12 protein-coding genes, 2 tRNA genes and 1 rRNA gene are annotated in these 12325 nt (G+C 40.9%); 13 read left to right on the top strand and 2 right to left on the bottom strand.

Annotation, left to right across the window (positions count from 1 at the left end; genetic code table 11):
• The first annotated feature begins 9 nt into the window (after positions 1-9).
• From rrf to O3798_RS00910, 11 genes are all read left to right on the top strand, one after another.
• Positions 10-125: ribosomal RNA gene (gene rrf, locus O3798_RS00960) — 5S ribosomal RNA — on the top strand.
• A gap of 11 nt (positions 126-136) precedes the next feature.
• A tRNA-Asn gene (locus tag O3798_RS00955) sits at positions 137-210 on the top strand.
• A 23-nt stretch (positions 211-233) separates the two neighbouring features.
• Positions 234-306 (top strand) — tRNA-Thr (locus O3798_RS00950).
• A 283-nt stretch (positions 307-589) separates the two neighbouring features.
• Positions 590-1921, top strand: a complete 1332-nt coding sequence (locus O3798_RS00945; protein ID WP_371462562.1) for an Ig-like domain-containing protein — start codon at positions 590-592, stop codon at positions 1919-1921.
• 133 nt (positions 1922-2054) lie between these two features.
• A complete protein-coding gene (locus O3798_RS00940; protein ID WP_048712757.1) occupies positions 2055-2789 on the top strand; it encodes a metallophosphoesterase family protein in 735 nt (244 codons plus the stop codon).
• A 9-nt stretch (positions 2790-2798) separates the two neighbouring features.
• Positions 2799-3449 carry a type II CAAX endopeptidase family protein gene (locus tag O3798_RS00935; RefSeq protein ID WP_048712759.1) on the top strand — a complete coding sequence of 217 codons (651 nt, stop codon included), beginning with the start codon at positions 2799-2801 and terminating at the stop codon, positions 3447-3449.
• Positions 3450-3467: 18 nt separating this feature from the next.
• On the top strand, positions 3468-4592 hold the full coding sequence (locus O3798_RS00930) for a sensor histidine kinase (protein WP_371462560.1): 1125 nt from the start codon (positions 3468-3470) through the stop codon (positions 4590-4592).
• 14 nt (positions 4593-4606) lie between these two features.
• Positions 4607-5257, top strand: a complete 651-nt coding sequence (locus tag O3798_RS00925) for a response regulator (RefSeq protein ID WP_371462558.1) — start codon at positions 4607-4609, stop codon at positions 5255-5257.
• 286 nt (positions 5258-5543) lie between these two features.
• Positions 5544-6476: an ABC transporter ATP-binding protein gene (locus O3798_RS00920; RefSeq protein WP_285252421.1), complete on the top strand. Its 933-nt coding sequence runs from the start codon at positions 5544-5546 to the stop codon at positions 6474-6476.
• Between the two features lie 9 nt (positions 6477-6485).
• Positions 6486-7640, top strand: coding sequence for an ABC transporter permease (locus O3798_RS00915; RefSeq protein ID WP_371462556.1), 1155 nt, complete (start codon positions 6486-6488; stop codon positions 7638-7640).
• Positions 7637-8737: an ABC transporter permease gene (locus O3798_RS00910; RefSeq protein ID WP_371462555.1), complete on the top strand. Its 1101-nt coding sequence runs from the start codon at positions 7637-7639 to the stop codon at positions 8735-8737. Before O3798_RS00915 ends, O3798_RS00910 begins: the two co-directional genes overlap by 4 nt.
• 352 nt (positions 8738-9089) lie before the next feature.
• On the opposite strand, the gene O3798_RS00905 is transcribed toward O3798_RS00910, so the two are convergent.
• Positions 9090-10438 (bottom strand): IS3 family transposase gene (locus O3798_RS00905; RefSeq protein ID WP_371462553.1). Its coding sequence is split into 2 segments (ribosomal slippage): positions 9090-9988 and positions 9988-10438, totalling 1350 coding nucleotides; the frame shifts between segments, so codons are not numbered across the junction.
• An 87-nt stretch (positions 10439-10525) separates the two neighbouring features.
• A complete protein-coding gene (locus O3798_RS00900; RefSeq protein ID WP_048782106.1) occupies positions 10526-11245 on the bottom strand; it encodes a YebC/PmpR family DNA-binding transcriptional regulator in 720 nt (239 codons plus the stop codon).
• Between the two features lie 156 nt (positions 11246-11401).
• Between O3798_RS00900 and O3798_RS00895 the strand changes: the two genes are divergently transcribed.
• On the top strand, positions 11402-11692 hold the full coding sequence (locus O3798_RS00895; RefSeq protein WP_371462551.1) for a thioredoxin family protein: 291 nt from the start codon (positions 11402-11404) through the stop codon (positions 11690-11692).
• The gene (locus O3798_RS00890) at positions 11689-12309 is read left to right on the top strand and encodes a sugar O-acetyltransferase (protein ID WP_371462550.1); all 621 of its coding nucleotides are present in this window, start codon (positions 11689-11691) and stop codon (positions 12307-12309) included. The genes O3798_RS00895 and O3798_RS00890 overlap by 4 nt, the downstream gene beginning before the upstream one ends.
• Positions 12310-12325 lie beyond the last annotated feature (16 nt).

Genomic DNA, 12325 nt, shown 5'->3' with positions numbered 1-12325 from the left:
AAGATAAAGTGTGGTGACGATGGCAAGAAGGATACACCTGTTCCCATCTCGAACACAGAAGTTAAGCTTCTTAGCGCCGATAGTAGTTGGGGGTTTCTCCCTGCGAGGGTAGGACGTTGCCACGCTTTAATATTTTTCCGCCATAGCTCAGTTGGTAGTAGCGCATGACTGTTAATCATGATGTCGTAGGTTCGAGTCCTACTGGCGGAGTTCTTTTTTTTTACCCAAAAAACGCTGCTTTAGCTCAGTCGGTAGAGCGTCACCTTGGTAAGGTGGAGGTCGCCGGTTCAATCCCGGCAAGTAGCTTTAAATGAATTTTATAATAATTGAGCAAGCTAGAAATATTTCCGATATTTCTAGCTTTTTTATTTTTCATTTTTAAAAGAAAAAAATCATTAAAAACACATGATTTAGGGGTTTTTGAATTGCAGTTAGAGCAATAGTAGTTTAGAATAACTATTAGTTGATTTATGTTCAAATTTATTTCAAAACGTAATCGCTTTTTCGAAAAAACAGTGTTGATTTTAGAAGAAAAAAATGATTGATTTTGAAAGGATAGAATTTAAATCAAGAAACTAGGAGGATTTTTATGAAAAAGAAATTATTCTTATTACTATCCGCTCTATTTGCTTTAGCAGTATTCTTTACTCCAAAACAAGCAAGTGCGGCAGAAGTAACAAAAAATGGAACAGCGATTGAAGTGAAGAATCCAACTGTTCAAATTTCGGGAGATGCAGCCGATTTATATGCTCGTTGGGGAATTACATTTAAAGTAGATATTCCTGATAATATTGATATCAACATGAATGACAAAATGACATTCAAAGTGAATTCACCAGTGAAGATTCAATCTTCTTACAGCTTCCCAATTTATAATAAAGCGGGAGAAAAAGTAGCAGCAGGTGAAGTGTCACCAGAAGATGGAACTGTTACAGTAACATTTGGTCCATACTTCAAAGACCACAAGTTAAACAAAACTGTTGAATTAACAGTTGATGTTAAGTGGGAACCAGACAATCGTTTAGCAGATACTACTCAAGAACTTGATTTTAACGGTACTGTCGTATCACAAAAAATTGATCCACTTGAAGGACCTACTCCAGGAGAAATGGTGACTAAATGGGGTCTTCAACCAACAGAGAACGCTGAACAAGTTCACTGGTGGGCACGTTTAAACGCCGCTAGAAAAACATTAAGTAATGTTGAAATTAAAGATGTTTGGGATTCAAACCAAACATACGTACCTGGTTCATTACGTGTTGAATTAGTAGATTCAGAAAATCCATGGGTTTCAGCTGGATTCCTTTCTGAAAGTGACTATGAAATCACTGATACAGGTATTAAAGTAAAAATCGATACAACAGATAAAATTATTTACGTTGACTATATCGTAAACTTAGTGGATCCTAGAAAGAACCCACAAAACAGAATCTCAATTACAGCTGACGGCTTAGATAGTGAACAATCAACAGATGTAATTTACACATTATTATCTGGTTCAGGTACAGCTGATGGGGATATGCCTGAAACAACTACTACAACTACTACGACAACAACTGAAAGCACAACTGAAAGTACTACAGAAAGCACAACTTCAACAACTACGACTGAATCAACTACTGAAAGTACTACAACAACAGAAGCAACAACTACTACTGCTTCAACAACAACAGAAGCAACAACTACAACAGCTTCAACGACAACTGAAGCTACAACAACTACAGCTTCAACGACAACTGAAGCTACAACAACTACAGCTTCAACGACAACAGAAACTCCAGCAGTTCCAACAACAGAAGAACCAAAACGTCCTGAATTACCAAATACAGGTACAGCAAAAGGATTCACTGTTATCATTGGTGGCGTACTTGTGGTTGTAGCGGCAGCGTTATTATTCACTCGTAAAAAAGAAAACCAATAATCTTAAATGACGAAGAAGTCTTACGAAAGTAAGGCTTCTTTTTTTGCAAAATTTTTCATGAGTCAAATCCACTTTCATATTGACGCGAAAGTTTGCTATAATAGACAGTAACAGAGCAATTGAGGTGTAGAAAATGAAAAAAACGTATTTTATTATTGGTGATATTCACGGCGAAGCAGATATGATGGAAGAAATGCTTCAAAACTGGGACGAAGAAACTCAGCAACTTGTCTTTATGGGAGACTTGATTGACCGTGGACCAGACAATAAACGTAGTGTCCTAACAGGAATGAAATATGCGAAAGAGAAAAATGCATGGTATTTGATGGGAAATCATGAAGTGATGTTCCTTGCATTTATCGACGATCCTGAAGGACGTTTTCCACACTACTTCAGAAACAATGGGGATACGACGATTAACGACTTACTCGGTCGCCCACAAGGTACTCCAGTCAATCCTGTGGAAGATGCCGAAGCGATTAAAGCACAATATCCAGAACTCATCGCATTTCTAAGAGAACGTCCTCTCTTTATCGATGAAGGCGACTTGCTCTTAGCGCATGCTGGAGTGGATTTACGCTTAGACGACTGGCACGACACTGAGCCAAAAGACTTCTACTGGATTCGTGAGCCATTCCATAAAGGGGCCAACAACACTGGCAAAACGATTATCTTCGGGCACACACCTTTACGTGGCTTAAACGAAGATGGCGACTTTATGAAATTATGGCAACATGATGGCAAAATCGGTATCGATGGCGGAGCTGTTTTTGGCGGCGCGCTTCACGGTATCGTATGGCATGATGGCAAAATTGAAAAAATCTATAGCATTAAAAATACAAAACCAGTCCGTTTCACGGATGACTAGAGGTGTTCTATGAAGAAAAATGCGGTTCTATTATGGGTTGTTTACTTTTTAAACTTGATGGTTTTCCCGGCGTTCTTTATTCGTTATACGTCTTCGGGACCAAGTGTTGATACAAATGCCTACCTGATCCTTCAACTGGTTTCAACAGCGATTGGGGTCGCATTGTTCCGCGAGAAGCTTGTGGAAGGGTTCAAAAACTTCATCAAGCGTCCGTTTATTCGAGATTTGGCAATTGGATACGCACTTCGTATCGGATTAGCAATTGCGGTCGCTCAGTTTATTGGAGATGTGACGTCGGACAACCAAGAACAAATTGAGAAGATGATGAGCGCAAATGACGCCGTCTTGATGTTTGTTCTACTATGCGTTGTGGCGCCAATCCTAGAAGAATTGGTGTTTCGTGAAGCGATTATCGGGTCATTTAAGAAATCGCTCAACGTTCACGTATTAACGTTTATTTCAGCGTTTCTATTCGTGCTACTTCACGCACTTTCAAAAGATGCTGCAGGTTTGATTGATTGGACAGCGGCATTGATGTACGTCCCATTAACGATTCCGATTGTTGGGATGTATCGTTATTATAACGACAATGTTTTTGCATCTATCTCGATGCATTTTCTCAATAATTTTATCGCGTTTTTATTTTTATTAAATCAGTAATAACAAAGGGGTGAAATCATGAAAATCGATCAATGGGTACGATTCATTATTCGGTATGGTTTCATCCTTTTTGCGCTTTTTGAATGGTCGCAACTACCGAATATGAACGCAGGAGACATCGCCTTCTTCTTTGGATTTATCGCGCTTGTGCAAGTTGGCTATTATTCATTGAAATATCAGTGGTATATCCTGATTGAAGGCATCGCGGTCGTCCTCCTCTGTTTGTATTTCCATACCATTTTTACAGGACTGATTCTTCTTCTCTGCTTCGAGGTGAGTCTCCGATTCTCCTTTAGAAATGCATTGATTCTACAGTTCATATTAGGAGCGGTGGTTATCGTTCCAGCTGTTCAACAAGGGAACAGCATTCAAGTCGTGATGACCTTGTTCTTCCTTTTATTCTTCTCTTATGGAAATCATATTTTGGAAGAGCGAAGAGCGCTGCAAGAAGAATTGGAAAAAGCCGAGCAAAAACTCAGCGAGCAACGGTATGATTTGCAACAAGCTCAATATAAAATGGGGACGATGAAGGAAATTTTCACGCTGCAAGAGCGAAACCGAATTTCTCGTGAGATTCACGATTCAGTGGGACATAGTCTGTCCACGATTATTATTCAGCTAGGGGCGATTTCGCAACTGGCCAAGCAACAAAATTCACCGATTCAAGAGATGAGCGAAGGACTGCGTGATTTTGCAGTCGAGGGCTTGCAAGAAGTGCGTAAAATCGTTCATGACTTGAAGCCAGAACAAATGGATAAGAAGCAGTTGGATATTGCGCTGGAAGAATTTTTCCACGAGGTACAAGTCAACAGCGGCATCGATATTCAGTTTAGAAAAAATGAGCCGACCTTCACGCTCACAAGTGAGGCAGAGCTCAGTATCTTCCGTGGGGTCCAAGAGGCGATTACAAACGCGATGCGACACGGACAAGCTACACGCATTACCGTGCTACTCATGTATAATCCATCGCAATTAGTCGTAACGATTAAGGATAACGGAACAGGAGCGGTCGATTTAGCTCCAAAAGGCGGACTTAAATCACTCCAAGAACGCCTGAGAGGAGAAGGCGGGTCCGTGACACTGGAGGCGTCCAATCCTGGCGTGACCGTGCAAATGATCCTACCGAATACAGAAAAACAATAGAAACGAGGAAAACCATGACAAACCCAATCAAACTTATTATTGCCGACGATGAAATGCTCATCCGTACGGGTTTAAAAATCATGCTTGAAGCGAGCGGTAATGTCGAAGTCCTCGCTTTAGCAGAGAGTGGACGTGCGGCCTTCGAAGCCTGCAAGAAGCACCAACCAGATGTGGTCTTGATGGATATTCGCATGCCTGAGAGTAACGGAATCGAAGGGACGAAGCTCATTAAAGAGGCCTTTCCAGAGGTGAAGGTGCTGATTGTGACGACTTTCCAAGATACTGAATATATTGTCGAAGCCGTGCAAAATGGTGCTTCGGGGTATTTATTAAAAGACAGTAGTCCAGAGGCGATTCTTGACGGGATTAAAGTCGCTTTGTCTGGAAAAGTCGTGATGGATACGGTCATTTCAGAGGCGCTACTGACGAATACAACTGTTGAGAAGCCTGCTACCTTTGATGCGGAAAAATGGGGGCTCACACCACGTGAGGTGGAACTCATCCAACAAGTAGCGCAAGGTTTAAGCAATAAAGAAATCGCGCAAACGCTCTTCCTTTCAGAAGGAACCGTAAAAAATAATATTAGTACGATTTTATCGAAATTAGAACTGCGTGACCGCACGCAACTTGTGATTTTCGCGTACGAAAACAAACTCAAACAATAATCAAGACTGCTCCGATTCTTTCAGACAAACCACCATGGAGTATAGAATCTGAAAGAGTCGGGGTATTTTTTATAGAAAACATGACTTTAGTCACGGTATGTGATGACGTTTTGGACTATAGACTCCGATGGGTGTTTGCTATGATAAGGGTACAAACAAGTAGGAGGATAAACAAATGAACGAATCCAAGAAGACCCCTAAAGATTTAAAACAGGAAAAAATCGTCGCGATTGTTCTTTGTTTATTAATAGCGTTCCTTTCATTTATTCGATAAAGAGGTGTACATATGATTGAAATTAAAGACGTAACCAAATCTTACGGACGACAAAAAGTCCTACAAAATGTTTCCTTTGAAATTATGGAAGGGGAACTATTCGGCTTGCTTGGTCCAAACGGGGCCGGGAAAAGTACATTGATTGATATTCTGACAGGGATTCAATCGATGGATAGCGGCGACATTTTCATTAATGGAAAGTCGATTAAAACCGATAAAGTAGAAATTCGAAAACACTTAGGCTTAGTGCCACAAGATATCGCGCTTCTTGAGGAATTGAATGCAGTCGACAACTTAGAATACTTCGGTGGACTTTACGGGTTAGCAGGGGCAGAGTTGAAGAGTCAAATCGAGAAATTACTGGAAGTGGCCGGTCTAACTGACAAGAAGAAAGAGAAAGTGAAAAACTACTCTGGCGGGATGAAACGTCGCTTGAATATCGCCGTTGCGATGTTGCATAATCCTTCGATTTTGATTTTAGACGAACCAACTGTTGGGGTTGATGCGCAGTCGCGTCAACATATCTTCGACTATATTCAGTCTCTTGCGGAACAAGGGACAACGATTCTTTACACGTCGCATTATATGGAGGAAATCGAAGCCCTCTGTAAGCGCGTCTTCATTCTCGATTTAGGAGAAGAAGTGGCGTATGGAACGAAAGAAGAAGTGAAAAAACTCGTAGGGCATACACAAACGGTGGCCCTCACATTGGACCGAGTGCCTGCTGGATTTGACGAAGTGTTGAAGAATAGCGAAAACGGCATTCAATTTGTAACAGTGGACGGACAAGAAATAGCCCTCACGATTGACCAAACGATTTTCTCGATGATGAAATTGATTGAGCAAGTCGAACAGGCACAACTCGTGATTAAATCTGTCAACGTAAAAGAAACGACATTAGAAGAGGCGTTCTTACAATTAACAGGAAAGACGCTTCGTGATTAAGGAGGACTTATGAGATACATTCGTTATATTAAAGCCAATTTAATATCCGCTCTGAAGTCTTTTCCGGCGCTATTACTCATGGTCTTAATGCCATTTCTATTAACGCTATTCTTGGCGTTTACCACAAAGGGTGCCTTCAATCCGTCTGATTTAACGATTGAAACGAAGATTTATATCGATAATCAAGACAAAGGAGCTTTTGGAGAACAAATCGTGGCGTTGTTTGAGCAACTCACTGAGGAAAAACAAATTGCGCTGACTACTGTTAGAGAAAATGCGAAAATCATTGCGACGATTCCTTCGGATTTTACAGAGTCGATTCAAACGCGTTCGCAAGCAACTCCGATTACCCTTGAGAAATCAGGGCGAACATCGAGTACGTCGCTTGCGGTGTATGAATCGCTCTTGAAAACAATGACTTCGCAATTATTAGAAGCAAGTTCCGTGATGAATGCTGTAGCTGAAAGTAAAAATGCATCCATCACGCCCGAACAAGCAGCGGGGATGCTTGTATCCTTACAACAGGAAATCGCATCTAGAGCCTTCGAGACAGACCAAGTAGAAGCTGAGTCCCAAGTGACTGCAAACCAACACTACGCGATAACTGGGCTTGGATTTCTATTCATCATGTTCCTTGAAACTGCGATGCGCTTTGGGGTACAACGAGAACTCAGCGGTCTTCGCAAACGCTTGAACGTATTGCCATTTAGTATTAGTGAACGAGACAGACTTGATTTAGCCGTGAATATGATTATGACGACGCTATTGGCATTCGTGTATATCGGCCTATGGAAAATCCTCGATCCAACAACTTTTGGAGGAAACATCGGTAGCATCTTTGTCCTCATCGTTTTCTATAGTCTAGTCTTTAATGTTCTTGGAAACTTACTCGGCAATTTCGTGACGGAGAAGAACTTACCAGCCTTCTCTACTGGAATCAACTTGGTTTACATGTTCTTATCGGGTGTCATCCCTCTAGATCGAATTAGTTCAACCTTTAGTTTCCTCAGCGGAAATCCGTTTCGACAATTTATTTACACCCCATTTGTCGATGTGATGAATGGCGTGTCGATGAAAGGGATGGCTATGGTTGCCGCACCGATTATTTTAGTGTTAGGGGTTGCCTTTAACTGGTCATTGAAGAGAAAGGAGGCGCGTCAATGAATCTTGTAAAAATGACAATCTTTCATTTGAAACGATTATTGAAAATGCCACTGATTCTCTTTATGATGATTGGAATGCCGGTCCTTATCAATGGAATTATGCTTACCACGCAAGGAACGGTGGATACGAAAACACCAAGTACGGTCGCAAAAACCGTTGCCTTTGTATTCAACGAGGGAAATGAGGAGTACCAAGAATTGATTGCGCCGTATATTCGAGAAGAGAATGTGTACTTCGATTTAGACAGCGCCAAAGAGGCTTTGAAAAAAGGCGAAATGACCGTTATTTACGAAGTGCCTGCGAACTATTTACAAAAGGCAAAAGAAGGCCGAGTGCCAACGATTCGCATCTGGAATACGCAGCGCGGCACAAGAGACTTTCTACTTGATGCACAGTTGACGAAGGTGTTAAAAGAAGTTATGTTAAACGCGAAGCTGCAACAAACAGGCGTGTTGACGAAAGAAGAGACCTTGCCAGAGACTGACAATCAAATGGTGGTTACTATCAATGAAACGAAGACGAGTGTTGCGAGTGGAGTAGTCATGCTCATCTCTCTCCTTTATGTCATCATGAATGCGTCGGTGATTGCTTCGGACTGGATTAACTTCAAGAAGAGCCACGTGTTGAAACGCTCAGTCGTCTCTCCACGTTCTAATTTGGAGATTACACTTTCGTTCTTATTGGCGTACTTTATCTTTATGTTTATCGTTAACATGATTATGATGGCAGCGATGTTCTTGACAGGCCTCGTTCCAGAAATGAACTGGGGAGTGTTTACAGGACTATTAGCCGCGACGATTATTTACAGTCTCTGCCTAAACTTATTCTTCTTCAGAATTTTCAAATCACCAGGACACGCGACGACGTTTGGAGTGCTGTTTGTAATGGTGATGGCGGGGATTGGAATGCCAGCAGCGTTTGGGGATTTTGGAGGAAGTTGGCTCAGACTTGTGGCGTATATCAGCCCGATTTACTGGTTGTACAAGTCGATTGACCTTCAAACGCTCTTCCCATCAGTCTGGGTTATTCTTGCGATGGCAGGGGTCTACCTCACTGCAGGAAGCTACCGCCTTGAGCAGTATGTGCAAAATAAATAGGACGGACAAAAAACAGGACACTACAAGCTCCTATGGATATCTTCATAGTAGTGACAATAGCTGCACCGGATTGAGCCTTACGTCTCAATTCCTTTCAAGCTTCAAACTGCCGCTAGGAAATAAATTTCCAAGCGGCAGTAATTCACATTGAATGCACTCGCTATTGTTCCTACTATAGAATCCATGGAGCTTTTCGTATCCTGTTTTGTCCTTTTTGCTAAAAAGGAATAAGGTGCTTTCTGGGTGAGGTGCCCCGCGAGATAAGAAGCTTATGGGAAGTGTGTTCTCAGGTTGAAAGGGAACAAAAAAGCAACATGTAACTGTACTGACCCCAAAAAGTTAGACAATTAATTTAAGCGAAGGATTTAGTTCTGTATTGTACAGGACTAAGTCCTTTTAATTTTACTTTGATTCGTTTGTTGTTGTAATAATCAATATAATCAACGATTGCCCCCTCAAGTTCCTTTATAGATTTAAATGTCTTTTCATAGCCATAAAACATCTCTGATTTAAGAATGCCAAAGAACGATTCCATCATGCCATTGTCAGGACTATTCCCCTTGCCAGACATCGATGGCTGAATGCCTTTATTTTCTAAGAATTTATGATAAAACTCATGCTGGTATTGCCATCCCTGATCACTGTGGAGAATAGTATTCTCGTATTGTTCTTCTCTAAAAGCTTTCTCTAACATATCTTTTACTTGGTTTAAATTCGGTGAATACGATAGAGAATAAGCTATAATTTCGCTGTTATAACCATCTAAAACTGGTGATAAATATAGTTTTTGGTTGCTTGTTGGAATAGAAAATTCCGTAACGTCTGTATAGCACTTTTCCATCGGTTTTTCAGCTTCAAATTGGCGTTGAATAATGTTCGCAGCTTTCTTTCCAACTTCTCCATGATAAGAAGAATACTTACGTTTTCGACGAATACGAGCACTTAGCCCCAACATTTTCATCAAACGTTGTACCTTCTTATGATTTACGATGAAACCACGGTTTCTAAGCTCAAGAGTGATACGGCGATATCCATAATTCCCTTTATGCTCGGTATAAATGGTTTCTATTTCGTTTTTAATGGCATGATTCTTATCTTCTTGGTTTAGCTGCTTTAAATGATAGTAGTAAGTTGAACGAGCGAGTTTGATAATCTTTAGAAGAATATCTAAAGGAAACTCTGCCACTAACTCTCTGACAATCTGCGTCTTTCTTCTTTCTCTTTTTCCTCCTTCAAGCGGAGTTCTCTCAACTTTTTTAGAATGGCATTCTCCGCTCTTAAATACTCATTTTCAGCCTGAAGGCGTTCAAGTTCTGTCATCTCTTCTAGTTTTTTCTTTGGCTTACGACCCATTTTAGGTACTCTCCCTCTTGTTTTCTCAACAATAGTATACTTATTTTTCTTGTATTGTGCGAGCCAGTTAGGAAGTAGCCCCCGATGTAAGAGAGCATATTCAAGAGAAACTTCTCCTTGAGAACGGCCTTCATGTAGGACTTTATCAATTATTTCTTGTTTTAATTCAGGAGAATAATAATTATTTCTCCCTTTTTTTACTATCTCTAGACCATAACGATCAATCAATTTAATCATGTATTTAAGATTTGACTTCTGTATATCAAACATATCTGAGAGTTTTGAGTAGCTAACTCCTTGTTTTCTGAGTTCATAAATCTGAACTTTATCTTCATAAGTTAATTTCATAATAAAAACACCCCAAAAGTTAGATTTTCTGTCTAACTTTTGGGGTGCACTTCAAACTTAGTATGTTACATGTTGCTTTTTCTATTATTAGTCTTCTAAGTTTACGTTGTGGTACACTTTTTGAACGTCTTCGTTGTCTTCTAGAGCGTTAATCATACGTTCGAATAAACGTAAGTCGTCGCCTTCAAGTGTCACTTCTGATTGAGGAATCATTTCGATTTCGCTCACTGTGAATTCAGTGATTCCTAAATCTTCTAATGCTTTACGAACAGTGTGGAAGTCGTTTGGTTCAGCGTAAACAATCGCTTGGTCGTCTTCTTGAACAACGTCACGAACGTCAACGTCTGCTTCCATTAATTGTTCTAATAATTCGTCAGCATCTTTGTTTGCGATACCGAAGATTGCTGTGTGGTCAAATAAGTATGTTACAGAACCTGGTGCACCCATGTTACCGCCGTTTTTGCTGTAAGCGGCACGTACGTCAGCTGCTGTACGGTTTACGTTATTTGTTAACGCATCTACGATAATCATAGAGCCGTTTGGTCCGAAACCTTCGTAACGGAGTTCTTGGTAGTCGCCATCGCCGCCACCTTTTGCTTTTTCAATCGCACGTTCGATGATATGACGTGGTACATTATAAGTTTTAGCACGGTCAATAACGAATTTTAATTTTTGGTTTGAATGAGGATCTGGTTCCCCTTGTTTTGCAGCTACATAGATTTCAATCCCGAATTTAGCGTAGATTTTACTATTGTTAGCATCTAATTTTGTTTTCTTTTCGACAATATTTGCCCATTTACGTCCCATTGTTTCACTCACTTTCTGATTTTCATCTGGACTTAACTCTTCCATTATACACAATCAAGACGCGGTTTGTTAAGTGTTTTCTACTAAAAAAGGGCTTATGAGCAAAGTTTGCAAGATTTCTTGGGCTATCGGGTATGATAGGAGTGAGGTGAGAAAATGGACGAAGTAAAAATCATATATATATCCATGCAAACATGTGGGGTGTGTCATGCGGTTAAACCACGAGTAAAGGAACTTGCCAAAGAGTATAAGGTTCCAGTAGAAGAAATCGATGCCACTCTTCATCCAGAAGTGGCCAGCCGCTATGAAGTGTTAACAGTACCGGCCGTTCTCTTGATGGTTGGAGACAAAGAATTCGCGCGGCAAGCACGCTTTATCGACCTTTTGGAACTCGAAAAGCGCATCGTTCAAGCAAAGGCGTATGCAGAAACGGCGGAGACAGAATGAAAACCATGAAAGAACGCATGCTCACAGGAGACTTATATATTCCGTCTCTCACAGAAGGGCTAAGAGACTTATCGATTAAAGGAAAAAAATTAGCGCAACAATACAATCGTTTGGACTTCGATGATTTCGAAGGAAGACGTGCGTTATTAAAACAGTTATTTGGAAAAACCGGCGAGAAAATTTACATGGAGCAACCCGTCTATGTGGACTACGGAGTTCATACAACGATTGGCGAAGGCTTCTATGCGAATTTCGACTGTACATTATTAGACGTAGCGCCGATTACGATTGGGGACAACTGCATGTTCGGGCCGCATGTATCGCTTGTGACACCGGGACATCCAATCGATGCCGAAACGCGCAATGCGGGTCCAGAATTTGGAATCCCGATTACGATTGGCAATAGCGTATGGCTCGGGGCCAATGTGACGGTGAATCCGGGAGTGACGATTGGCGATAATACGGTTATCGGGTCTGGATCTGTGGTAACAAAAGACATTCCAAGTAATGTGATTGCGGTCGGAAATCCATGCCGCGTTCTTCGTGAAATTACCGAAGAAGAGAAGGCAGATTGGCGACAAAAACACCAAGAATTATTGGATGAACTTGGAAAATAGAAATCCATTAAGGTAG

The sequence above is a fragment of the Granulicatella sp. 20925_1_45 genome (genome assembly GCF_041433555.1).
GTDB lineage: Bacteria > Bacillota > Bacilli > Lactobacillales > Aerococcaceae > Granulicatella.
This window is presented reverse-complemented; position numbering and strand designations above follow the sequence as displayed.